Below are 24,341 nucleotides of genomic sequence, written 5' to 3'. Positions count from 1 at the left end.
TCCTTAAGGCAGCAAGCTCTTGACGTTGATGGGCTGGGCTTCGTTCTGCGCATCGCCTTTCGGCTTGCCGGCGATGGCCATCCCTGCAACGCGGTAGAAGTTGTAATCAGGGTTCTTGCCGGGGCCGGAGATCAGCAGATCTTCCTTCTCGTACACCAGATCCTGACGTTTGAACTCGGCCATCTCGAAATCCGGTGTCAGCTGGATCGCGGTGGTCGGGCAAGCTTCCTCACACATGCCGCAGAAGATGCAACGCGAGAAATTGATGCGGAAGAACTCCGGATACCAACGACCGTCGTCGGTCTCGGCCTTCTGCAGCGAGATGCAACCCACCGGGCAGGCCACGGCGCACAGGTTGCAGGCCACGCAGCGTTCTTCGCCGTCGGGGTCGCGGGTCAGGACGATGCGGCCACGGTAGCGGGGCGGCAGATACACCTGTTCTTCCGGATATTGCAGGGTGTCACGCTTACGGAAGCCATGGCCGAAGACCATGATCAGGCTGCGCAGCTGGGTACCCGTACCCTTAACGATGTCGCCAATATATTTGAACATGGGTCAAATCCTCACTGAGCCGCCAGGACGACCGCAGCGGTCACCAGCAAATTGATCAGGGTCAGTGGCAAGCAGAACTTCCAGCTGAAATCCATCACCTGGTCATAACGCGGACGAGGGATCGAAGCACGCAACAGGATGAACAGCATGATGAAGAACGCGGTTTTCAGGGCAAACCACATGAACGACAGTTGCGGCAGGATATCGAACGGGCCATGCCAGCCACCGAAGAACAGCGTTACCAGCAGCGCCGAGATCAGGATGATGCCGATGTACTCACCGACGAAGAACATGCCCCATTTCATGCCGGCGTATTCAATGTGGTAACCGTCGGCCAGTTCCTGTTCCGCTTCCGGCTGGTCGAACGGGTGACGGTGAGTCACGGCGACGCCAGCGATGAAGAAGGTACAGAAACCGAAGAACTGCGGAATGATGAACCACAGGTGATCGGCCTGGTACTTGACGATGTCGCCCATGTTGAACGAACCGACCTGCACCACGATGCCCATCAGCGACAGGCCGAGGAACACTTCGTAGGACACCGTCTGCGCCGAAGCACGCAAGCTGCCCAGGAGGGCGTACTTGTTGTTCGATGACCAACCGGCGAACAGCACCGCATAGACCGACAGACCGGCCATGGCGAAGAAGAACAGCAGGCCGATGTTCAGGTCGGCGACCACCCAGGTCTGGGTCACCGGGATAACCGAGAACGCGATCAACAGCGCGCTCATGGCCACCACCGGCGCCAGGGTGAAGATCACCCGGTCGACGAAGGGCGGGTTCCAGTCTTCTTTGAAGAACATCTTCAGCATGTCGGCAGCAATCTGGAACATGCCGAACGGACCCACGCGGTTCGGCCCGTAACGGTCCTGCCACCAGCCCAGCAGACGGCGCTCGACGAAGCTGAGCAGCGCGCCGCAGACCACCACGGCGAGCAGCACCACGATGGCCTTGACGACAGCGATGATCGAGTCGATCACTTCAGGGGTGAACCAGGTCATTGAGCGGCCTCCTGCACTGCATCAACGGTTTTGCCGAGCAGCGCCGGAGGAATACCGGCCAGACCGGACGGCAGCGCCACCAGGCCTGCGCCCAGTTCCTCGCTGATGCGCAGCGGCAGACGCAGGGTCTGGCCGGCAACACTCAGGCTGAGCAAGGCGCCTTCGTTGACACCCAGACGGTCCGCTTCGGACTTGGCCAGCGCAACATAGGCCTGGGGAATACGCTCTTGAACCGGCGCGGCTTTGGAGGAGGTTTCTTCGCTGCCGAACAGGTGATAGAACGGCACAACCTGCCAGGTCCCTTGTGCAGGGGAGAAGGCACGCGGCACGTTGGCGAACCAGCCCAGCCTGTCGCCGCTGCTTTCGATCAGGCGTACGCCTGGATCGCCAGCACGCAAGTGACCGCCGACTTCGTCCTGAAACTTGTTCCACGCTTGTGGCGAGTTCCAGCCCGGCGACCAGGCAAATGGCACCTGAGAACGCGGTTCGGCAGAGCCCGAATAACCTTCCATCGAGAACGCGAACGCGGTGTCGATGTCCTGCGGCATACGCGGTTCGTGCACGCTGATGTTGGCGCGCATGGCGGTCCGGCCGCTATAACGCAGCGGTTCGCGTGCCAGCTTCAGGCCCTTGATGCGGAACGCGGCAGACGGCGCGGCACCAACGATCCCGGCCAGTTGCGGATTGCTTGCGGCGCAGGCAGCGGTGACGTGGTCGAGCTGGGTCCAGTCAACCGGCTGATTCAACAGGGTGGCGCGCAGGGCATGCAGCCAGCGCCAGCCTTCGTGAACCAGAATGCTCGCGTCCAGGTACGTCGGATCAAAGACCTGGAAGAAGCGCTGGGCGCGGCCTTCCTGGCTGACCAGCGTACCGTCGCCTTCGGCAAAGCTTGCGGCCGGCAGCACCAGGTGCGCGCGGTCGGTGGTCGCGGTCTTCTGATGATCGGCAACGATCACCACTTTCGCGGCCTTCAGTGCAGCCTCGACCGTCGCAGCGTCAACACGGGTGAACAGATCGTTTTCCAGCACGACGATGGCGTCGGCCTGGCCCGAAATCACGGCCTGCAGCGCAGCGTCGACCGAGTCGCCACCGAACAGGGTCAAGCCCATGCTGTTGGCTTCCGGCACGATCAGGCTCAGCGAACCCTGCTTGTCGCGCAGCTTCAAGGCCTTGGCGATGTTCGCCGCCGCTTCGATCAGCGCGTTCGAGCCCAGCGAGGCACCGGACACGATCAGTGGGCGCTTGGCTTCAAGCAACGCAGCAGCAATGCGCTCGGCCAGTTCCAGCGCTTCGCTGTCCAGACCAACAACGGCCGGGGCGCTCGGGTCGATGGCGTGGGCCACGGCGAAACCGATGCGCGCCAGATCATCGGGCGCCGCGTGCACGCACTCCTCGGCGATGTCGTCGAGGCGGGTGTCGGTCAGGCTGGCGATGAACAGTGGGTTCAGCTCGTGCTGACCGATATTTTTGACCGCAGCGTCCAGCCACGGTTGGACTTTCATCGCAGCGGCCATGTCTTCGGCTTTGTTCTTCACCGACTGACGCAGGCCGAGGGCCATGCGCGCAGCGGTCTGGGTGACGTCTTCACCGAGAATGAACACGGCGTCGTGCTCTTCGACTTCACGCAGCGTCGGGATCGGCAGCGGGCTGTCTTTCAGCACCTGAGCGATCAGGCGCAGACGCTCCAGCTCACCGGCCTCGATGCCCGAGTAGAAGTGCTCGGCACCGACCAGCTCGCGCAGGGCGAAGTTGCTTTCCAGGCTGGCGCGCGGCGAACCGATGCCGACGATGTTGCGCCCGCGCAGCAGGTCAGCGGCCTTGTCCAGCGCAGCGTCCAGGCCCAGCTTGGTGCCTTCGGCCAGCGGCTGGCGTGGACGGTCCGTGCGGTTGACGTAGCCATAACCGAAACGGCCGCGGTCGCAGAGGAAATACTGGTTCACCGAACCGTTGTAGCGGTTCTCGATACGGCGGATTTCACCATAACGTTCGCCCGGGCTGATGTTGCAGCCGCTTGAGCAGCCGTGGCAGATGCTCGGCGAGAACTGCATATCCCATTTCCGGTTGTAGCGCTCGGAGTGGGTCTTGTCGGTGAACACACCGGTCGGGCAGACCTCGGTCAGGTTGCCGGAGAACTCGCTTTCCAGGGTGCCGTCTTCAACGCGACCGAAGTACACGTTGTCGTGGGCGCCGAACACGCCGAGGTCAGTACCCCCGGCGTAGTCCTTATAGAAGCGCACGCAGCGATAGCAGGCGATGCAGCGGTTCATCTCGTGTGCGATGAACGGCCCCAGTTCCTGATTCTGGTGGGTGCGTTTGGTGAAGCGATAGCGGCGCTCGTTGTGGCCGGTCATCACCGTCATGTCCTGCAAATGACAGTGACCGCCTTCCTCGCAGACCGGGCAGTCGTGCGGGTGGTTGGTCATCAGCCATTCGACGACGCTGGCGCGAAACGCCTTGGATTCGTCGTCTTCGATGGAGATCCAGGTGTTGTCAGTGGCGGGCGTCATGCAGGACATGACGATACGACCACGGGTGTCGTTCTCGTCGGTGTACTGCTTGACCGCGCACTGGCGACAGGCGCCAACACTGCCAAGTGCCGGATGCCAGCAGAAATAAGGGATGTCGAGGCCCAGCGACAGACATGCCTGTAACAGGTTGTCTGCGCCATCGACTTCGAGCGCTTTGCCGTCTACGTGGATAGTGGCCATGGTTCAAAGTTCTTCGTTGGCCCGGTGTCAGCGGGCGTGGCTAATGGAATCTCGGTGCCATCCGACTCAAACAGCCTCGCGGCGTCGTCGGATGCAAGGAAGGCGGCCTTGAGAGCCGCCGACCGTTTATCGTGTTATGCGCCGACCACGGTCGGACTGATGACCTGATTGAGGTCGCCCGCACGTGCCGGTGCGATGCCTGCCTCGAATTCCGGCCGGAAATACTTGATCGCGCTGCCCAGAGGTTCCACGGCGCCCGGTGCGTGGGCGCAGAAGGTTTTGCCTGGGCCGAGGAAGTTGACCAACCCCAGCAGCGTCTCGATATCGCCCGGTTGACCCTGGCCATTCTCGAGGGCGCGCAGCATTTTCACGCTCCACGGCAAGCCATCGCGGCACGGCGTGCAGAAACCGCACGACTCCTGGGCGAAGAACTCTTCCATGTTGCGCAGCAGCGAAACCATGTTGACCTTGTCGTCCACCGCCATCGCCAGACCGGTACCCATCCGGGTGCCGACCTTTGCCACGCCGCCGGCGTAGAACTGGCAATCGAGGTGTTCCGGCAACAGGAAACCGGTACCGGCGCCGCCGGGCTGCCAGCACTTGAGCTTGAAGCCGTCGCGCATGCCACCGGCGTAGTCTTCGAACAGCTCGCGAGCGGGGAGGCCGAACGGCAGTTCCCACAGGCCAGGGTTCTTCACCTTGCCGGAGAAGCCCATCAGCTTGGTGCCGTGGTCTTCGCTGCCTTCGCGGGCGAGGGACTTGTACCAGTCGTTACCGTTGTTAACGATGGCCGGGACGTTGCACAGGGTTTCGACGTTGTTCACGCAGGTCGGCTTGCCCCATACGCCCACCGCAGCGGGGAAGGGCGGCTTGGAGCGCGGATTGGCGCGACGGCCTTCGAGGGAGTTGATCAGCGCGGTTTCTTCACCGCAGATGTAACGCCCTGCACCGGTGTGCACGATCAGCTCGAAATCAAACCCGCTGCCGAGGATGTTCTTGCCCAGCAGGCCGGCGGCTTCGGCTTCTTTCACCGCGCGGCGCAGGTGCACCGCCGCAGTGGTGTATTCGCCGCGCAGGAAGATGTAACCGCGGTAGGCCTTCAGCGCGCGCGCACTGATCAGCATGCCCTCGATCAGCAGATGGGGCTGTTGCTCCATCAGCATGCGGTCTTTCCAGGTGTTCGGCTCCATCTCATCGGCGTTACACAGCAGGTAACGGATGTTCATGGATTCGTCTTTGGGCATCAGCCCCCACTTCACGCCGGTGGGGAAGCCTGCACCGCCGCGGCCTTTGAGGCCGGAGTCTTTGACGGCCTGGACGATTTCGTCAGGCGACAGCGTCGCAAACGCTTTGCGCGCCGCGGCGTAGCCGTCTTTCTTCTGGTATTCATCGAGCCATACCGGCTCGCCGTCATCGCGCAGACGCCAGGTCAGCGGATGGGTTTCCGGGGCGCGAGTGATGAGGTTGGCGGGGCCGAAGGAAGTGATGGTCATACGTAACCCTCCAGCAGCGGGGCGACGCCCGCGGGCTGCAGATTGCCGAAAGTATCGTCGTCGATCATGACCGCCGGCGCCTTGTCACAGTTGCCCAGGCAGCAGGCCGGCAACAGCGTGAAGCGGCCGTCGGTGGTGGTCTGACCCAGGCCAATGCCCAGCTTGCTCTGAATCTCGCTGACGATGTCTTCGTGACCGGCGATGAAACAGACCATGCTGTTGCAGACGCGAATGATGTGGCGGCCCACCGGCTGACGGAAGATCTGGCTATAGAATGTCGCCACGCCTTCAACGTCGCTGGCAGGGATGCCCAGCACTTCACCGATGGCGTAGATGGCGCCGTCCGGCACCCAGCCGCGTTCTTTCTGGACGATCTTCAGGGCTTCGATGGACGCCGCACGCGGGTCCTCGTAGTGATGCATTTCGTGCTCGATGGCCGAGCGCTCGGATTCGCTCAGGGCGAAACGGTCTGTCTGGATAAGCGTGCTGTTCATGCTTAGCGGTCCACGTCGGCCATAACGAAATCGATACTACCCAGGTACGCGATCAAGTCCGCGACCATGCTGCCTTTGATCACCGAAGGGATCTGCTGCAGGTGCGGGTAGCTTGGGGTGCGAATCCGGGTACGGTAGCTCATGGTGCCGCCGTCGCTCGTCAGGTAATAACTGTTGATGCCCTTGGTCGCCTCGATCATCTGGAAGGATTCGTTGGCCGGCATGACCGGACCCCACGAAACCTGCAGGAAGTGCGTGATCAGGGTTTCAATGTGCTGCAGGGTGCGTTCTTTCGGCGGCGGCGTGGTCAGCGGGTGATCCGCCTTGTACGGCCCGGCCGGCATGTTGCGCATGCACTGCTCGATGATCTTCAGGCTCTGGCGCATCTCTTCGACACGCACGATGCAGCGATCGTAGGCGTCGCCATCGTGGGCCAGGGGCACTTCGAACTCGAAGTTCTCGTAACCCGAATACGGACGCGCCTTGCGCAGGTCGAAGTCCAGACCGGTCGCCCGCAGGCTAGGTCCGGTGACGCCCCATTCCAGCGCTTCCTTGGTGTTGTACGCGGCAACGCCGACGGTACGACCTTTGAGGATGCTGTTTTGCAGTGCCGCTTTGGTGTACTCGTCCAGACGCTTGGGCATCCAGTCGATGAAGTCCTTGACCAGTTTCTCCCACCCGCGGGGCAGGTCGTGGGCAACGCCGCCGATACGGAACCAGGCCGGGTGCAGGCGGAAACCGGTGACGGCTTCGATCACGGTGTAGGCGCGCTGACGGTCAGTGAACGTGAAGAATACCGGGGTCATGGCGCCGACGTCCTGGATGTAGGTCCCCAGGAACAGCAGGTGGCTGGTGATGCGGAAGAACTCGGACATCATGATGCGGATGACGTTGACCCGATCCGGCACGGTGATGCCGGCCAGTTTCTCGACCGAGAGCACGTACGGCAGGTTGTTCATCACGCCGCCGAGGTAATCGATGCGGTCGGTGTACGGAATGTAGCTGTGCCAGGACTGGCGCTCGGCCATCTTCTCGGCGCCACGGTGGTGGTAACCGATGTCCGGCACGCAGTCGACGATCTCTTCGCCGTCCAGCTGCAGGATGATGCGGAATGCACCGTGGGCCGAAGGGTGGTTCGGGCCCAGGTTGAGGAACATGTAGTCCTCGTTGGTGCCGGAACGCTTCATGCCCCAGTCTTCCGGACGAAAGCGCGCGGCTTCCTCTTCCAGCTGCTGCTTGGCGAGGGTCAGGCTGTAGGGGTCGAATTCGGTGGCACGGGCCGGGAAATCCTTGCGCAGCGGGTGACCTTCCCAGGTCGGCGGCATCATGATGCGGGTCAGGTGCGGGTGGCCCGGGAAGTCGATCCCGAACATGTCCCACACTTCACGCTCGTACCAGTTGGCGTTTGGCCAGATGCCGGTCACGGTCGGCATGCTCAGGTCGCTTTCGGAAAGCGCAACCTTGATCATCACGTCACTGTTACGTTCTATCGACATCAGGTGATAGAACACGGTGAAGTCAGCATCCGGCAGGCCACGTCGCTTGGTCCGCAGGCGTTCGTCGACGCCGTGCAGGTCGTACAGCATCACGTACGGCTTGGGCATCTGACGCAGGAAGGTCAGGATCTCGATCAGCCGGGCGCGTTGTACCCACAGCACGGGCATGCCAGTGACGGTGGACTGGGCGCTGAAGGCTTCAGCGCCAAAACGGTTATGGAGTTCAACGACGACCTCTTGGTCGTCAGCCTTGTGAGGCGGGATGTACAGAGCGGTGTCTGCAGTCATAGGTCTCGATCGCTATCGGTCAACGTACAGAATGAACCCAGGTTCAGGCTTCTTTTTGTAAAAGAAAAACTGGATCAGACTTCGTCGGGGCTGCGCAGGTTGGTCACCGCAATACGCTGTTCGCGGCGCTGTTCCTTCTGCGACGGCATCTCGGCGCGATAAACGCCCTGGTCACCGACGACCCAGGAAAGAGGACGACGCTCCTGTCCAATGGATTCCTGCAACAGCATCAAGCCTTGCAGAAATGCCTCTGGGCGGGGCGGGCAGCCGGGCACGTAAACATCCACGGGGAGGAATTTATCCACGCCCTGAACCACGGAGTAGATGTCGTACATGCCACCGGAGTTGGCACAGGCGCCCATGGAGATCACCCACTTGGGCTCCAGCATCTGCTCGTAGAGGCGCTGGATGATCGGGGCCATCTTCAGAAACGGTGTACCGGCGATCACCATGAAATCCGCCTGACGCGGCGATGCCCGGATGACTTCAGCGCCGAAGCGCGCGATGTCGTGGGGGGCAGTGAAGGCGGTGGTCATTTCCACATAGCAGCACGACAGACCGAAGTTGTACGGCCAAAGGGAGTTCTTGCGACCCCAGTTGACGGCACCATTCAGCACGTCTTCGAGCTTGCCCATGTAAATGTTTTTGTGGACTTGATCTTCTAACGGATCGGAAACGACTTCGCGTTCGCCGATGGGGTACTGCTCGTTAGGAGCATCCGGGTCGATCCTGGTGAGATTATATTGCATTGCCAAAGCCTCATTGTTTTAGCTTCGCCTGCCGGTTACGACGACCAACGGGAGCCCAATCGAGCGCCCCTACCCGCCATAGGTAGACAAGACCTGCCAACAGAATTGCTATGAAAACGAGCGCTTCGGCGAAGCCGGTCCAGCCGCTTTCGCGGACGGACACAGACCAGGCGTAAAGAAAGAGGGCTTCAATGTCGAAAATCACGAACAGCATCGCGACCAGATAGAATTTTGCCGAGAGCCGCAGACGGGCGCCGCCGGTGGGCAGCATGCCGGATTCAAACGGTTCGTTTTTGCTGCGGCCCCAGGCTTTGGAACCCAGCAGGCTGGAAAGGCCGAGCATGAAGGCGCAGAGGCCGACGACACCAAGGAGAAACACGGCGAAGCCCCAATTGTGGGCAATCAATCCTGTCGAGTCGGGCATGCTGGCAGTCCTTAACAGAGAGCAAAGGTCTCTGGGCTTGAAAGAAGTAGAAGCAGTGACGATATGTCGCAGTGCGATCAATCCCGGGATTTTATGTGCAAAAGGAGGGCAAGTAAATTTTCTGCATCAAATTTATTCGCAGGATTAATGAGATAGGTCACGGTTTTCATGCTTAGCCCCAGCAGGGGCGGGCGTCGAAGGCGCTTTGGAGAAATATGTATCGTAGGCCGAGCCGGCAATTAGCCACGACTTAAATGATAATAAATATCATTTGGACAGGATGATTATCATGTGTCACTGCGACGTGACGAAGTTCCCGTTAATTATCGCGGGGAAGTTATCCGGTTATTGATGGCCTGATTAATTAACTTTTATCGGCTGATGAGAGTTGTCTATCGTTAATAGTTGACTGTTAACGTAGGTTAATTCCGGGCAGTCAGCAGAAAGCCGCCCGAAGGCGGCTCCTGTATTCTGCGCCGGCTTTCGCCGGGAAGAGGGCGGTTCGAAAAGCGTCAGTGGAACTGTTCTTCTTCCGTCGAGCCAGTCAGTGCCGTCACCGAAGACTTGCCGCCCTGAATGACCGTGGTCATGTCATCAAAGTACCCGGTGCCCACTTCCTGCTGGTGCGCCACGAACGTGTAGCCCTTGGCGGCGTCGGCGAACTCCTGTTCTTGCAGCTTCACGTAGGCAGTCATGTCGTTGCGGGCGTAGTCATGGGCCAGGTTGAACATGCTGTGCCACATATTGTGGATGCCGGCCAGGGTGATGAACTGATGCTTGTAGCCCATTGCTGACAGCTCGCGCTGAAATTTCGCGATGGTCGCGTCGTCCAGGTTCTTCTTCCAGTTGAAGGAAGGCGAGCAGTTGTACGACAGCAGTTGATCGGGGTATTCCTTCTTGATCGCTTCGGCGAAGCGACGGGCCTCGTCCAGATCCGGCTTGGCGGTTTCACACCAGATGAGATCGGCATACGGCGCGTACGCCAGGCCGCGGGCAATGGCCTGGTCCAGGCCGGCACGTACTTTGTAGAAGCCTTCCGGCGTGCGGGTGCCGGTGACGAACGGCTGGTCGTACGGATCGCAGTCCGACGTCAGCAGGTCCGCCGCGTTGGCGTCGGTGCGCGCCAGAATGATGGTCGGCACGCCGGCAACGTCAGCCGCCAGACGTGCGGCCACCAGTTTCTGTACCGCCTCCTGGGTGGGGACCAGAACCTTGCCGCCCATGTGACCGCATTTTTTCACGGACGCCAGTTGGTCTTCGAAGTGCACGCCGGCAGCGCCTGCCTCGATCATGCTCTTCATCAGCTCGTAGGCATTGAGCACGCCGCCGAAACCGGCTTCGGCGTCGGCCACGATCGGCGCGAAATAATCGATATAGCCTTCGTCGCCCGGGTTCTTGCCGGCTTTCCACTGGATCTGGTCCGCGCGGCGAAACGAGTTATTGATGCGCTTGACCACGGTCGGCACCGAGTCCACCGGGTACAGCGACTGATCGGGGTACATCGATTCGGCGGAGTTGTTGTCCGCCGCGACTTGCCAGCCAGACAGGTAGATCGCCTGGATACCGGCTTTGACTTGTTGCACGGCCTGACCGCCAGTGAGAGCGCCCATGCAGTTGACGAAATCCTTGTCGGGACGAAAGGACGGCTTGGCGCCCTGGGTCACCAGGTTCCACAGCTTTTCAGCGCCCAGCTTTGCAAACGTGTGTTCAGGCTGAACCGAGCCACGCAGGCGGACGACGTCAGCAGCGGAGTAGGTGCGGGTGACGCCTTTCCAGCGTGGATTCTCGGCCCAGTCTTTCTCGATGGCTGCAATGTGTTGTTCGCGTGTCAGTGCCATGGGGTAAACCTCGTTGCTTGATGTTGTGGGTCTTGAGGTGAAGCGCCTTGCTTCGCCGGCGCCGGTCTTTCTTCAAGACGCGCGGATGGCTGCTCGCTGATTCGGGGAGCATTGTTTCGGTCAGATTTATTCGCCATCGAGATGATGAGGCGATGAAACAGCCGGCGTAAATGACGCTAATCGGCACGAACGTGTTGAGTTCGAGCGCGATCAGGGAGAGTTCTGCACGACCCCTGATCAGCGGGAGCGAGGCCATCATGCCTCGGCAATTTTGCCTCGTCAAACACTTTGTAGTGCTTTTTTGGATGCACTACATCTTTCGTCTCATGGGACTTGTCGGTCAGTTTCAGGCGTGTGGGTGCTGGGAAGGGGAAGTCACCGTGGACACTGGATGGTCACGGGTTTGCGGCGTTATGTAGTCCCGGATCGGGCACTACATAATTAGCGGTTTAACCGAAGCGGCACAGATGGACACGGTCCGTGTGGGAGCGACAGGGGTGGCGCTCCACCTTGCTCGCGAAGAGGCCAGTACATCCGCCGAATCTTCATTGGCTGAGACAGAGCCTTCGTGAGCAAGCTCACTCTCACAAGGTGTGCGCAGTAACTCGCGATCACATCATGTCAATCCAGGCTGTCGACCTTCACCCGCAGTTGCATGTCGTTGCTGCCCTGAGTCGAGTAGCGCCGGGCCACGCCGTGCTCATCGGCGCGGGACTGACCGCTGGCGCCCGCCAGCGTGATCCACTCACCCAGCCGACCACTGACTTGCGTGTCGGTGCTCTGCACCTTGATCGCGTCAGCCTGTTGCTGGCTCATGCGGTCGTTGTTGGTGCTGATGCTCAGATGGACGATATCGCCGGTGACCGTCGCCGTGACATAGAAGCCCTGGGTCACGTTGCGGTATTGAGTATTGGTCTGCGGGTAGCCATAGCCATCGGACTGCACCGAGGTGATCGGTATGCTCTGGCCCATCTGGATCAGCGCCGGCGTCCCTTCGCTGGCCTGAACCTGCTGCACGCCGCCGTCGCGGCTCGCGGTGCCGTAATTCTGGATGCGCGTCCGGCCGTCGGCACTGAGGCGTCCGTCCTGCGAACGCACGGTGCCGTTGACCGAGTAGCCCTGGTCGCTCTGCACCGTGCTGTCGCTGGTGTCGACGCTGATCATCAGACGCTTGGGCGCAGTGTCGAGCTGGCCGAGGAGGTCGCGCAGTTCGCTGATCTTGTCCGGTTCGGCGTTGACGATCAGTTTGTTGCCATAGGCATTGACGCTGCCTTCGTTGCCCAGGAACGACTTCACAGTGGGCAGCAAATCGTCGCTGGTGCGGTAATTCAGGGGGATGACTTCAGTGGCGGCCGCGGCCGTGAAGCTGCAAGCCAACAGCAGTGAAGCGAGCAGGGTGCGTAATGACATCGATGTGGTCTCCGCGAGGGGCACGTCTGAACGACGAGTTTGCCAGTTTGTCGGCCTGGGCAGCACCAAGTTGAATCGCAGACAGCAAAACGCCCCGGTGCTTTTGTTTCAGCTTAGGCAGCTGAAGCGCGAACGCCGGGGCGCAAGGATGTCGCCGGGCGCAGTCAGTGCGAGTTGCGCACCATGTCCACGTGGGGCAGGCCGGCTTCGAGAAACTCGTCGCTGACCACGGTAAAGCCAAAGCGCTCATACAGCGCCGTGGCATGAACCTGTGCGCTGAGCCGCGTCTGTTTCAGGTCGCGGCGCTCTGCTTCGGCGAGGATCGCGGTGATCAACGCCTCACCCACGTTCAGGCCGCGCCAGTCCTTGAGCACGGACAATCGGCCGAATTCACCATCGGGCAGCAAGCGCGCGGTGCCCACGGCGTAATCCCCTTCAAGCGCCAGAAAGTGCAGGGCGCCTGCATCTTCCGAGTCCCATTCCAGTTCGGGCGGAACCGACTGTTCAAACACGAACACGGCGTCACGAATTCGCCGAATGTCGGCGTTGTCTTTCTGCCAGTCGGCTACCCGTACGTGGATCTTATTCATCAGCAAACCCCAGACTTCCTTGTTTGACCAGCTCACAGAGCAGGTTACGTCCATCATCATCTGCCAGCCATTGGCCCAGATTGTCGATGTGCAGCGCATCGGCCGCGCAGATCATTTTCAGCAGTTCACGCAGATGGCCCGGCAACAGACGGCTCTGACCACTGGCGAACAGCAGCAGGTCGTCGTCGACTTCCGACCACGCCAGTCGCGCGCTCGGGTTGCGGATCAGCACGGCGCCCTGTTCCAGGCTGTCGAGTAACTCGCTCTCGGCCAGTTCCGGGCCGACCACCAGTTCAGGATAGCGCGGTTCGGTCATGAACTGGCCGAACCAGGTCAACAGCAGGCGCTCGTCACCCATGTGCTCGGCGAGCAAGCCCTTCAGGCGGTCAAGAGCGTCGTGTTGAATCTGGTGCGGATCGCTGACCGGTTGCGCGTCGGCGTCGGTGTAACGCTCTTCTTCAGGCATGAACTGGCTGAGGAAGTCCGTGAAGTGGGTCAGCACTTCGGCGGCGCTTGGCGCGCGGAACCCGACCGAGTAGGTCAGGCACTCATCCACCGCGACGCCGCAGTGGGCGAGGCGCGGCGGCAGGTAGAGCATGTCGCCCGGTTCCAGCGTCCACTCGTCGGTACCCTGGAAGTCGGCAAGGATGCGCAGGTCGGCGTGCTCGAGTAGCTTGCTTTCGGAGTCGCACATCTGGCCGATCTGCCAGTGACGCTTACCATGGCCCTGTAGCAGGAACACGTCGTAGTTGTCGAAATGCGGACCCACGCTGCCGCCCGGCGCGGCGTAGCTGATCATCACGTCATCGATGCGCCAGCTCGGCAGGAAGCGGAAGTTTTCCAACAATTCGCTGACTTCAGGAACGAACTGATCCACAGCCTGGACCAGCAGGGTCCACTCGCGCTCCGGCAACGTGCTGAAGTCGTCCTCGGCGAACGGGCCGCGACGCAGCTCCCACGGGCGCTCGCCTTTCTCGAGGACCAGGCGCGATTCAACTTCTTCTTCCAGTGCCAGGCCGGCCAATTCGTCAGCGTCGATCGGGCTCTGGAAATCCGGAATGGCCTGACGGATCAGCAAAGGTTTCTTCTGCCAGTAGTCACGCAGGAACTCGCGCGCTGTGATGCCACCTAGGAGCTGAAGAGGGATGTCAGGATTCATGTGTAACCTATTGAAAAAACGGATTTTTACGACGGGAATAAAAACGCCCGGCTCAGCCGGGCGTTCAGAGCGGGTGCAGTGCGGTCAGATGCGCTTGGCTTGCGCCACGGCGTTGCCGATGTAGTTCGCCGGCGTGAGCTTCTTCAGCTCGGCCTTGGCTTCGGCAGGCATGTCCAGGCCGTCGATGAAGGTCAGCAGCGCTTCAGGGCCGATGCCCTTGCCGCGCGTCAATTCCTTGAGCTTCTCGTACGGGTTTTCGATGTCGTAGCGACGCATGACCGTCTGGATCGGCTCGGCCAGGACTTCCCAGCAAGCGTCCAGATCGGCGGCGATCTTCTGCTCGTTGAGCTCCAGCTTGCCGATGCCTTTGAGGCTCGCTTCGTAGGCAATCACGCTGTGAGCAAAGCCCACGCCGAGGTTGCGCAGCACGGTGGAGTCGGTCAGGTCACGCTGCCAGCGGGAGATCGGCAACTTGCTGGCCAGATGCTGGAACAGCGCGTTGGCGATGCCGAGGTTGCCTTCGGAGTTTTCGAAGTCGATCGGGTTGACCTTGTGCGGCATGGTCGACGAACCGATTTCACCGGCGATGGTGCGCTGCTTGAAATAGCCCAGGGAGATGTAGCCCCAGATGTCGCGGTCGAAGTCGATCAGGATCGTGTTGTAGCGGGCGATCGCGTCGAACAGCTCGGCGATGTAGTCGTGGGGTTCGATCTGCGTGGTGTAGGGGTTGAAACCCAGACCCAGCTCGTCTTCGATGAAGGCGCGGGCGTTGGCTTCCCAGTCAATGTCCGGGTAGGCCGACAGGTGCGCGTTGTAGTTGCCGACGGCGCCGTTGATCTTGCCCAGCAGCGGCACGGCAGCGACTTGAGCGATCTGACGCTCCAGGCGGTAGACGACGTTCGCCAGTTCTTTGCCCAGGGTGGTCGGCGAGGCCGGCTGCCCGTGGGTGCGCGACAGCATCGGCACGGCGGCGAAACGGATCGCCAGCTCGCGGATGGACTCGGCGATCTGGCGCATCAGCGGCAGCAGCACGGTGTCACGGCCTTCGCGCAGCATCAGCGCGTGGGACAGGTTGTTGATGTCTTCGCTGGTGCACGCGAAGTGGATGAACTCGCTGACCTTGGCCAGCTCCGGCAACTTGGCAGCCTGCTCCTTGAGCAGGTACTCGATGGCCTTGACGTCGTGATTGGTGGTGCGCTCGATCTCTTTGACACGCTCGGCGTGCTCGAGAGCGAAATCGTTGGCCAGGGCATCGAGGATGGCGTTGGCTTCGGCGGAGAAGGCCGGGACTTCAGGGATTTGCGGGTGAGCCGCCAGGCGTTGCAGCCAGCGTACTTCCACCAGGGCGCGGAAACGGATCAGGCCGTATTCGCTGAAAATCGGGCGCAGGGCCTGGGTTTTGCCGGCGTAGCGGCCATCTACAGGGGAAACCGCAGTGAGCGAAGAAAGCTGCATAGGGTGTTCTCGGACTGTCGGGCAACGAAAAGGGGCGCGTATCATACATGAAAATTCCGGTCAGCCGAGGCTGGCTGACCGTTATGAGTCGCGCGATGTCGGGTCGGAAGCGAGCTGAAGGGCGTTGGCCCCTCAGCGGTGAAGCAATGGATACAGTTCTTTCAATAACTTGCGGCGGCTGATGACCAGTTGCCAGCGGTGACCGCCCACTTGTCGCCACAGTCGCGCGCAACGAATCCCGGCCAGCAAAAGCGCGCGGATTTTCGACGCATTGTTGGGTTGCTGCAGATTGCGCATGTCGCCGTGGACCTGAATCCGCTGGCGCAAGGTGCTCAGGGTGTCCTGATACAGCGCGCCGCTGGCGGCAATGACGTTCTCGTGAGCAATACCGAAATGCTCGACCTGGGATTTGATCTGCGGCAGGCGCTTGCCGATGGTGTCGAGCATGTCGTCGCGCTTGGACAGTTGACGCTCCAGGCCCAGCATCGCCAGGGCATAACGCAATGGTTCCCGTTGCAACGTGGCCGGATCGCGTTCCAGGGCGCTGGCGAGGGCGCGGTAGCCCTCGTGCAGATTCAGGTCGTCGCCACCGAACACGTCCAGCGTGTCTTTCGGGTCCATGACCAGCAGGGTGCCCATCATACAGCCCACGGCGGCTTCACCGGCCTGACCGGTCTTGGCGATGCGATCGACCAGCACGGCGGCCTGAAAGACCCCCGCCAGGGCGACGAGTTGTTCCTGAATCGGGGTCATCAACGTGCGTCCCTGGTGTGCCACGGCTCGGCGATTTCGATGACGCCGCCGCCCAGGCAGACCTCGCCGTCGTAAAACACGACGGACTGGCCGGGCGTGACCGCGCGTTGCGGCTCGTCGAAGGTGGCGCGGTAACCGCTTTCAGTGCGTTCCAGGGTGCAGCGCTGGTCGCTTTGGCGGTACCGCACTTTGGCGGTCAGCTGGCGCGGACTGCTCAGGTCGATCGGGTTGACCCAGTAGATCTCAGAGGCGAGCAGGGCGCGGGAAAACAGCCACGGATGCTCGTTGCCCTGGCCGACGATCAGCTCGTTGTGCTCCAGGTCCTTGACCAGTACGTACCACGGCTCATCACCGGCATCTTTCAGCCCGCCGATGCCCAGGCCCTGGCGCTGGCCGATGGTGTGGTACATCAGGCCGGCGTGGCGACCGATGACTTCGCCTTCGGTGGTCTTGATTTCGCCGGGCTGCGCAGGCAGATATTGCTTGAGGAAGTCGGTGAAGCGACGCTCGCCGATGAAGCAAATGCCGGTCGAGTCCTTCTTCTTCGCGGTCGCCAGCTGGTATTTCTCGGCGATGGCGCGCACCTGGGGCTTCTCCAGTTCGCCGACCGGGAACAGCGTCTTGGCGATCTGCTCGCCGCCGACGGCATGCAGGAAGTAGCTCTGGTCCTTGTTCGGGTCCAGGCCCTTGAGCAGTTCGGTGCGGCCGTCGATGTCGCGGCGACGCACGTAGTGACCGGTCGCGATCAGGTCGGCGCCGAGCATGAAGGCGTAGTCGAGGAAGGCTTTGAACTTGATTTCGCGGTTGCACAGGATGTCCGGGTTCGGCGTGCGCCCGGCTTTGTATTCCTCGAGGAAGTGTTCGAAGACGTGGTCCCAGTACTCGGCCGCGAAGTTCACGGTGTGCAGTTTGATACCGATCTTGTCGCACACGGCCTGGGCGTCCGCGAGGTCGTCCATGGCGGTGCAGTATTCCGTTCCGTCGTCTTCTTCCCAGTTCTTCATGAACAGGCCTTCCACCTGGTACCCCTGCTCCATGAGCAGAAGGGCGGAGACCGAAGAATCCACGCCGCCGGACATGCCGACAATGACGCGCTTCTTTTCTGTATCGGAAAAGGCTGAATCAGACATAGGAATTCGATTGGGTAGCAGCAGGAAAGGGCGCGATTCTAACAGGGAGTCGGCGCCAAGGCTAAAAGCTATTCAGTTGCGCTGGGCGGCCGGTCAGTCGCGCACAACCTCGATGCTGTGAATCGGACCTGTCAGGTAGTCGTCCACGCAGCGCAATACCAGCTCGCTGCGCCAGCGCTCCGGTTGGCTGGCGAGTTCGTCGCGGCTGAACCAGGGGGCGCCGACGATGCCGGTGTCCAGCGCACGCTCGGGGTGGTGTCGCGTCGCTTTGGCCGAAAAACACACACGCTGATAGGTCACGCCATTGCTTGGCGCAGTGTACAGGTAGATGCCGACGACGCCCGTCAGCTCGACGTCCCAGCCGGTTTCTTCAAGGGTTTCGCGGATGGCCGCTTCACGCAACGTCTCATCAGGCTCCAGGTGCCCGGCCGGCTGATTGAGCACCAGCTTGCCGTTTTTCAGTTCTTCAACGAACAGGAAACGGCCGTTGTCTTCGATGACGGTTGCGACGGTGATGTGGGGGTGCCAGGTCATTGGGGCTTCTCGTTATCTGTAGGAGCCATCCGAGTTTACGAGGGTCGCGATGCGGAGTGTCAGGTGAACCGCATTCGCGACCGTCGTAACCTCCGATGGCTCCTACATGGAGCGGTGTCAGTCAGCAAAAAAAGCCCCGGCGCAATGGCCAGGGCTTTCTTATCGCACTAGACAGCTTTTCAGCCGCCGGTCGCCGTGCCTTACTTCAACGCGTCGATCGCGTCGTTCAGGGTCTTGCTTGGGCGCATGGCGTTGCTGGCCAGTTCCGGGGTAGGGAAGTAGTAGCCGCCGATGTCCAATGGCTTGCCCTGTACGCTGTTCAGCTCGGCGACGATGGTCGCTTCATTGTCAGCCAGGGTTTTTGCAAGCTCGGTGAACTTGGCTTGCAGCGCCGTATCTTCGGTCTGTGCCGCCAGAGCCTGAGCCCAGTAGGTGGCCAGGTAGAAGTGGCTGCCACGGTTGTCGATACCGCCGACCTTGCGCGATGGCGACTTGTTGTTGTCCAGGAACTGGCCGGTGGCCTTGTCCAGGGCGGTGGCAAGTACCAGCGCTTTCGGGTTGTCGTAGACGTTGCCCAGGTGCTCGAGAGACGCGGCCAGCGCCAGGAATTCACCCAGCGAATCCCAGCGCAGGAAGTTCTCTTCGTTCAGCTGTTGAACGTGCTTGGGCGCCGAACCGCCTGCGCCGGTTTCGAACAGACCACCGCCGCTCATCAGCGGCACGATGGACAGCATCTTGGCGCTGGTGCCCAGTTCCATGATCGGGAACAGGTCGGTCAGGTAGTCGCGCAGCACGTTGCCGGTCACCGAAATGGTGTCCTTGCCCGCGCGGATACGCTCCAACGAAACCTTCATCGCGTCGACGGGCGACTGGATGCTGATGTCCAGGCCTGCCGTGTCGTGATCCTTCAGGTAGTGCTCGACCTTCTTGATCATCGCCGCGTCGTGGGCGCGCTCAGGGTCCAGCCAGAAAATGGCCGGGGTGCCGCTCAGGCGCGAACGGTTGACGGCCAGTTTGACCCAGTCCTGAATCGGCGCGTCTTTGGTCTGGCACATGCGCCAGATGTCGCCGGCTTCAACGGTCTGCTCCATCAAGACCTGACCTTTGTCGTCGGTCACACGGACCACGCCATCGGTGTCGATCTGGAAGGTTTTGTTGTGCGAGCCGTACTCTTCGGCTTTCTGCGCCATCAGGCCAACGTTTGGCACGCTGCCCATGGTGGTCGGGTCGAAGGCGCCGTGCTGCTTGCAGTCTTCGATTACTGCCTGGTAAATGGTCGCGTAGCAACGATCCGGGATCACGGCCTTGGTGTCCTGCAGAACGCCGTCGTTGTTCCACATCTTGCCGGAATCACGAATCATCGCCGGCATCGAGGCGTCGACAATGACGTCGCTCGGCACGTGCAGGTTGGTGATGCCTTTGTCGGAGTTGACCATCGCCAGAGCAGGGCGGGTCGCGTAAACGGCTTTGACGTCCGCTTCGATCTGCGCTTGCTGGTCGGCCGGCATGTCTTTGATGCGGGCGTACAGGTCGCCAATGCCGTTGTGCAGGTTGAAGCCGATTTCCTTCAGGACGTCAGCGTGCTTGCTCAGCGCTTCCTGATAGTACTCAGCGACGAACTCACCAAACATGATTGGGTCCGAGACCTTCATCATGGTGGCTTTCAAGTGCACGGAGAACAGCACGCCGAGCTTCTTGGCGTCTTCGATTTCACGGGCCACGAAAGCGCGCAGGGCTTTCTTGCTCATGACCGCGCAGTCGATGATCTCGCCGGCCAGTACCGAGGTCTTGTCCTTCAGCACGGTGGTGCTGCCGTCTTTGCCGATCAGCTCGATCTTCACGGCGCCAGCGGCTTCGATCAGCGAGGATTTTTCGCTGCCGTAGAAGTCGCCGTTGTCCATGTGCGCCACGTGGGACTTGGAGTCCGCCGACCAGGCGCCCATCTTGTGCGGGTGCTTGCGCGCGTAGTTCTTGACGGAGAGCGGCGCTCGACGATCAGAGTTACCTTCACGCAGAACCGGGTTCACGGCGCTGCCTTTCACTTTGTCGTAGCCCGCCTGGGCAACCTTGTCGGCTTCGGTCACGACTTCATCGGGGTAGTTCGGGATGTCGTAGCCCTTGGCTTGCAGTTCCTTGATCGCGGCCTTCAGTTGTGGAACCGAGGCGCTGATGTTCGGCAGCTTGATGATGTTGGCTTCCGGCGTGGTCGCCAGTTGGCCCAGCTCTGCCAGATCGTCGGACACCTTCTTGTCACCCAGGCGCTCGGGAAAGCTGGCGAGGATGCGGGCTGCAAGCGAGATGTCGCGGGTTTCAACGGCGATGTCAGCGGAGGCGGTGAACGCTTCGATGATAGGCAGCAGTGAGTAGGTGGCGAGGGCTGGCGCTTCGTCAGTGAAGGTGTAGATGATCTTCGAGCGGTTGGACATATTCGGGATAACTCTCTTCTTTGCTGAGCGTACACAAAATTTCGAGATGCGCAGGGTAGGCACTTTCGCCCAAGGTATCGATGAGCCGAAAGTCGAGAATTTCGTCGCGTGATAGGGGGTGCATCAGTCGAGCGTCAAACGGTCGGACCCGGGTAGCGGTCTGGCCTGTCGAGGGCTGAAAGCCTGGTCTCAGGTGGTTCGGCCCTCAATGACCCAACGGTCACCGGCGCTGAGTATATCACTGCACCCGGCCATTACTACGGTACTCGTGTGACGGCTTTGCGGTGCCCGGGGCGGTCGCGCGGATTCAGGCAAGCGTCATGATTTCCCCGGAAAACCCTTCAGCCCTTGTACAGCGGGGCCTGCGGCAAGCTGTCGCAGTGGTCTGAAGGCGATGTACCCGGTTCGGTCGCTCAAGGGATTTCGACTAAAGGCGCATCCCCATCACGGCAGCGTTTCTCACGGCTATATAGATGCACGTCGCGAGAGGGGAGCGGCACAAAAAAAAGCCGGTCAACCCTGAACGGATTGACCGGCTTTTCGAATCTCGCGCTTGAACGGTCCGGCTCAGGCGTGATTGTTACGCTATGCCCGCTGCTTCTCTTCCTGTCTCTGATGTTGAGTGACGGCTTCATGGGCAGCAGCGGGGACCTGCGCAATGATCCCCACGGCGTGAAGACCTTTTGGACCCTGGATGATCTCGAACTGGACCGCCTGTCCGGCCTTCAGCGTTTTATAGCCGTCCATAGCGATCGCCGAGTAATGAGCGAACAGGTCTTCAGACTTGCCGTCTTCAACGATGAAGCCATACCCCTTGGCGTTGTTGAACCACTTGACCTTACCGCTGTGCATAGTCACATCCCTCTGCAAAGGACTCCGATGGGAGTATCATCACCTCTCATCCGCCGGACCTAAAAAATTTTGGTTGACTGCGCGGACCCTTTTTACCCAATGTGGGTTCTATTGTTTGTAACACCGATTGGCCGATAGTCAAGGTCAAGCGGCGGTCCAGTTGAAAACCGGTATCACCGCCACCACTTATTTCAATCACGTCCTCTGTGAACCTTCTTTACCATGCATGCATTCAGCAAGATTCGACTAACATTCAATCAGGATGACCCGCAGCCCCATGAGGACGATGCGTCGGGCATCGCTGTACAAGAAGCCAAGCCGACATTGCAGGTGCCGCCTATGTATAAGGTGGTTTTGTTCAATGATGACTACACCCCGATGGATTTCGTTGTCGAAGTGCTCGAGGTGTTTTTCAACCTGAATCGTGAGCTGGCAACCAAGGTCATGCTGGCCGTCCATACAGAGGGACGGGCCGTTTGCGGATTGTTTACCCGCGACATCGCCGAGACCAAGGCTATGCAGGTCAACCAGTACGCCAGGGAAAGCCAGCATCCGCTACTCTGTGAAATCGAGAAGGACGGTTAACCGCCGGACACTTGGGTATGAGGTGAAGCTATGTTAAACCGTGAGCTCGAAGTCACCCTCAATCTGGCTTTCAAGGAGGCCCGCTCGAAACGTCATGAGTTCATGACCGTCGAGCACCTCCTGCTGGCCTTATTGGACAATGAGGCTGCCGCCACCGTACTGCGTGCCTGCGGCGCAAACCTCGACAAACTCAAACACGACCTCCAGGAGTTCATCGACTCCACCACGCCGCTGATTCCCGTCCACGACGAGGATCGCGAGACCCAACCTACACTCGGCTTCCAGCGCGTTCTACAGCGTGCGGTTTTTCATGTGCAGAGTTCCGGCAAGCGGGAAGTCACGGGCGCAAACGTGCTGGTGGCGATTTTCAGCGAGCAGGAAAGCCAGGCAGTGTTTCTGCTCAAGCAGCAGAGCGTTGCCCGTATCGATGTCGTCAACTACATCGCCCACGGCATTTCGAAAGTGCCCGGGCATGGCGATCAATCTGAAGGTGAGCAAGATATGCAGGATGACGAGGGCGGTGAGTCTTCTTCCTCAGGCAATCCTCTGGATGCCTATGCGAGCAACCTGAATGAGCTGGCCCGTCAAGGCCGCATCGATCCGCTGGTAGGGCGCGAGATGGAAGTCGAGCGCGTCGCTCAGATTCTCGCGCGGCGTCGCAAGAACAACCCGCTGCTGGTGGGCGAGGCCGGGGTGGGTAAAACCGCCATTGCCGAAGGCCTGGCCAAACGCATCGTCGACAACCAGGTGCCGGATCTGCTTGCCAACAGCGTCGTCTACTCCCTCGACCTGGGTGCACTGCTGGCCGGTACCAAGTACCGTGGCGATTTCGAGAAGCGCTTCAAGGCGTTGCTCGGCGAGTTGAAGAAACGTCCGCACGCGATCCTGTTCATCGACGAAATCCACACCATCATTGGTGCGGGCGCTGCGTCAGGTGGCGTGATGGACGCTTCCAACCTGCTCAAGCCGCTGCTGTCTTCGGGTGATATCCGTTGCATCGGCTCGACCACGTTCCAGGAATTCCGCGGCATCTTCGAGAAAGACCGTGCGCTGGCCCGCCGCTTCCAGAAAGTCGACGTGTCCGAGCCCTCCGTCGAAGACACCATCGGCATTCTGCGTGGCCTGAAAGGTCGTTTCGAACAGCATCACAATATCGAATACAGCGACGAAGCCCTGCGTGCCGCTGCCGAGCTGGCATCGCGCTACATCAATGATCGTCATATGCCCGACAAGGCCATTGACGTGATTGACGAGGCCGGCGCCTATCAGCGGCTGCAACCGGTGGAAATGCGCGTCAAGCGCATTGAAGTACCACAGGTCGAAGACATCGTGGCGAAGATCGCGCGGATTCCGCCAAAACACGTCAATAGCTCCGACAAGGAGTTGCTGCGTAACCTGGAACGCGACCTGAAGCTGACCGTTTTCGGTCAGGATGCCGCCATCGACTCGCTGTCCACTGCGATCAAGCTGTCCCGTGCCGGCCTCAAGTCGCCGGACAAGCCTGTCGGTTCGTTCCTGTTCGCAGGTCCGACCGGTGTCGGCAAGACCGAGGCTGCGCGTCAGTTGGCCAAGGCGCTGGGTATCGAGCTGGTGCGTTTCGACATGTCCGAGTACATGGAGCGTCACACCGTATCGCGTCTGATCGGTGCGCCGCCGGGCTATGTCGGTTTTGATCAGGGCGGCCTGCTCACTGAAGCCGTCACCAAGCAACCGCATTGCGTGCTGCTGCTCGATGAAATCGAGAAGGCGCACCCGGAAGTCTTCAACCTGCTGCTGCAGGTGATGGACCACGGGACGCTGACCGACAACAACGGACGCAAGGCTGACTTCCGGAATGTGATCGTGATCATGACCACCAACGCCGGTGCTGAAACGGCGGCGCGTGCTTCGATCGGTTTCACCCATCAGGATCACTCCTCTGATGCGATGGAAGTGATCAAGAAGAGCTTTACGCCGGAATTCCGCAACCGTCTGGACACCATCATTCAATTCGGTCGCCTCAGCCATGAGGTTATCAAGAGCGTGGTGGACAAGTTCCTTACCGAGCTTCAGGCGCAGCTGGAAGACAAGCGCGTACTGCTGGAAGTGACCGAAGCGGCGAGAGGTTATCTGGCCGAAGGTGGTTACGACGCGGCGATGGGCGCACGTCCGATGGCACGACTGATCCAGGACAAGATCAAGCGTCCGCTGGCCGAGGAAATCCTCTTTGGCGAGTTGTCCGAGCATGGCGGTGTGGTACACATCGACTTCAAGGACGGCGAGATCACGTTCGATTACGAGACCACGGCTGAAATGGCCTGAGGTTTTGGCTATCGCAATAACCCTCAAAGGCGCCGAAAGGCGCCTTTTTTGTGTCTGGCTGGCTCGGGACTAAACCCGCGCACACAAAAACGCCCGGCATATG

The 24,341-nt window shown here is 60.5% G+C and carries 20 protein-coding genes; 2 read left to right on the top strand and 18 right to left on the bottom strand.

Annotated features, from left to right (window positions below):
• Nucleotides 1–3 precede the first annotated feature (3 nt).
• The 18 genes from nuoI to cspD all read right to left on the bottom strand — a co-directional run bounded on the left by nuoI (nt 4) and on the right by cspD (nt 21,352).
• Nucleotides 4–552: an NADH-quinone oxidoreductase subunit NuoI gene (gene nuoI, locus M1E04_RS16985; protein ID WP_037008808.1), complete on the bottom strand. Its 549-nt coding sequence runs from the start codon at nt 550–552 to the stop codon at nt 4–6.
• 11 nt (nt 553–563) lie between these two features.
• The gene (gene nuoH, locus M1E04_RS16980; RefSeq protein ID WP_037008811.1) at nt 564–1,553 is read right to left on the bottom strand and encodes an NADH-quinone oxidoreductase subunit NuoH; all 990 of its coding nucleotides are present in this window, start codon (nt 1,551–1,553) and stop codon (nt 564–566) included.
• Nucleotides 1,550–4,261 carry an NADH-quinone oxidoreductase subunit NuoG gene (gene nuoG, locus M1E04_RS16975; RefSeq protein ID WP_456291760.1) on the bottom strand — a complete coding sequence of 904 codons (2,712 nt, stop codon included), beginning with the start codon at nt 4,259–4,261 and terminating at the stop codon, nt 1,550–1,552. The genes nuoH and nuoG overlap by 4 nt, the downstream gene beginning before the upstream one ends.
• A gap of 134 nt (nt 4,262–4,395) precedes the next feature.
• The gene (gene nuoF, locus M1E04_RS16970) at nt 4,396–5,754 is read right to left on the bottom strand and encodes an NADH-quinone oxidoreductase subunit NuoF (protein WP_065989122.1); all 1,359 of its coding nucleotides are present in this window, start codon (nt 5,752–5,754) and stop codon (nt 4,396–4,398) included.
• Nucleotides 5,751–6,248, bottom strand: a complete 498-nt coding sequence (nuoE, locus tag M1E04_RS16965; protein WP_456291759.1) for an NADH-quinone oxidoreductase subunit NuoE — start codon at nt 6,246–6,248, stop codon at nt 5,751–5,753. The genes nuoF and nuoE overlap by 4 nt, the downstream gene beginning before the upstream one ends.
• Before the next feature lie 2 nt (nt 6,249–6,250).
• The gene (nuoC, locus tag M1E04_RS16960) at nt 6,251–8,032 is read right to left on the bottom strand and encodes an NADH-quinone oxidoreductase subunit C/D (RefSeq protein WP_108122805.1); all 1,782 of its coding nucleotides are present in this window, start codon (nt 8,030–8,032) and stop codon (nt 6,251–6,253) included.
• A 74-nt stretch (nt 8,033–8,106) separates the two neighbouring features.
• Nucleotides 8,107–8,781 (bottom strand): NuoB/complex I 20 kDa subunit family protein, encoded by a 675-nt coding sequence (locus M1E04_RS16955; protein WP_065989126.1) that lies wholly within the window; start codon nt 8,779–8,781, stop codon nt 8,107–8,109.
• A gap of 10 nt (nt 8,782–8,791) precedes the next feature.
• Entirely contained in the window at nt 8,792–9,205 is a 414-nt protein-coding gene (locus M1E04_RS16950; protein ID WP_037008823.1) for an NADH-quinone oxidoreductase subunit A, read from the bottom strand.
• A 512-nt stretch (nt 9,206–9,717) separates the two neighbouring features.
• A complete protein-coding gene (aceA, locus tag M1E04_RS16945; RefSeq protein ID WP_065989127.1) occupies nt 9,718–11,043 on the bottom strand; it encodes an isocitrate lyase in 1,326 nt (441 codons plus the stop codon).
• A 621-nt stretch (nt 11,044–11,664) separates the two neighbouring features.
• Nucleotides 11,665–12,453: a secretin N-terminal domain-containing protein gene (locus M1E04_RS16940; protein ID WP_065989135.1), complete on the bottom strand. Its 789-nt coding sequence runs from the start codon at nt 12,451–12,453 to the stop codon at nt 11,665–11,667.
• A gap of 164 nt (nt 12,454–12,617) precedes the next feature.
• Entirely contained in the window at nt 12,618–13,043 is a 426-nt protein-coding gene (locus M1E04_RS16935; RefSeq protein WP_065989671.1) for a GNAT family N-acetyltransferase, read from the bottom strand.
• The gene (locus M1E04_RS16930) at nt 13,036–14,202 is read right to left on the bottom strand and encodes a ribosomal protein uL16 3-hydroxylase (protein WP_192134588.1); all 1,167 of its coding nucleotides are present in this window, start codon (nt 14,200–14,202) and stop codon (nt 13,036–13,038) included. Before M1E04_RS16930 ends, M1E04_RS16935 begins: the two co-directional genes overlap by 8 nt.
• An 84-nt stretch (nt 14,203–14,286) precedes the next feature.
• The gene (gene purB, locus M1E04_RS16925; protein ID WP_410935464.1) at nt 14,287–15,657 is read right to left on the bottom strand and encodes an adenylosuccinate lyase; all 1,371 of its coding nucleotides are present in this window, start codon (nt 15,655–15,657) and stop codon (nt 14,287–14,289) included.
• A 132-nt stretch (nt 15,658–15,789) separates the two neighbouring features.
• On the bottom strand, nt 15,790–16,410 hold the full coding sequence (gene hflD / locus M1E04_RS16920; protein WP_065989140.1) for a high frequency lysogenization protein HflD: 621 nt from the start codon (nt 16,408–16,410) through the stop codon (nt 15,790–15,792).
• Complete coding sequence (gene mnmA, locus M1E04_RS16915; protein WP_065989142.1) at nt 16,410–17,540, bottom strand: tRNA 2-thiouridine(34) synthase MnmA; 1,131 nt, start codon at nt 17,538–17,540, stop codon at nt 16,410–16,412. Before mnmA ends, hflD begins: the two co-directional genes overlap by 1 nt.
• 93 nt (nt 17,541–17,633) lie before the next feature.
• On the bottom strand, nt 17,634–18,074 hold the full coding sequence (locus M1E04_RS16910) for an NUDIX hydrolase (RefSeq protein ID WP_065989143.1): 441 nt from the start codon (nt 18,072–18,074) through the stop codon (nt 17,634–17,636).
• Nucleotides 18,075–18,274: 200 nt separating this feature from the next.
• Nucleotides 18,275–20,500 carry an NADP-dependent isocitrate dehydrogenase gene (locus M1E04_RS16905; protein ID WP_456291758.1) on the bottom strand — a complete coding sequence of 742 codons (2,226 nt, stop codon included), beginning with the start codon at nt 20,498–20,500 and terminating at the stop codon, nt 18,275–18,277.
• A gap of 585 nt (nt 20,501–21,085) precedes the next feature.
• Nucleotides 21,086–21,352, bottom strand: a complete 267-nt coding sequence (cspD, locus tag M1E04_RS16900) for a cold shock domain-containing protein CspD (RefSeq protein ID WP_296306127.1) — start codon at nt 21,350–21,352, stop codon at nt 21,086–21,088.
• Between the two features lie 222 nt (nt 21,353–21,574).
• Between cspD and clpS the strand changes: the two genes are divergently transcribed.
• Both clpS and clpA read left to right on the top strand, forming a co-directional pair.
• On the top strand, nt 21,575–21,937 hold the full coding sequence (gene clpS / locus M1E04_RS16895; RefSeq protein WP_065989146.1) for an ATP-dependent Clp protease adapter ClpS: 363 nt from the start codon (nt 21,575–21,577) through the stop codon (nt 21,935–21,937).
• A 30-nt stretch (nt 21,938–21,967) separates the two neighbouring features.
• Nucleotides 21,968–24,238 carry an ATP-dependent Clp protease ATP-binding subunit ClpA gene (gene clpA, locus M1E04_RS16890; protein ID WP_065989148.1) on the top strand — a complete coding sequence of 757 codons (2,271 nt, stop codon included), beginning with the start codon at nt 21,968–21,970 and terminating at the stop codon, nt 24,236–24,238.
• Nucleotides 24,239–24,341: the final 103 nt, after the last annotated feature.

This window comes from Pseudomonas sp. AK106 (genome assembly GCF_053903055.1).
The sequence above is the reverse complement of the archived record's forward strand: the minus strand, read 5'-3'. Positions and strand labels throughout refer to the sequence as shown.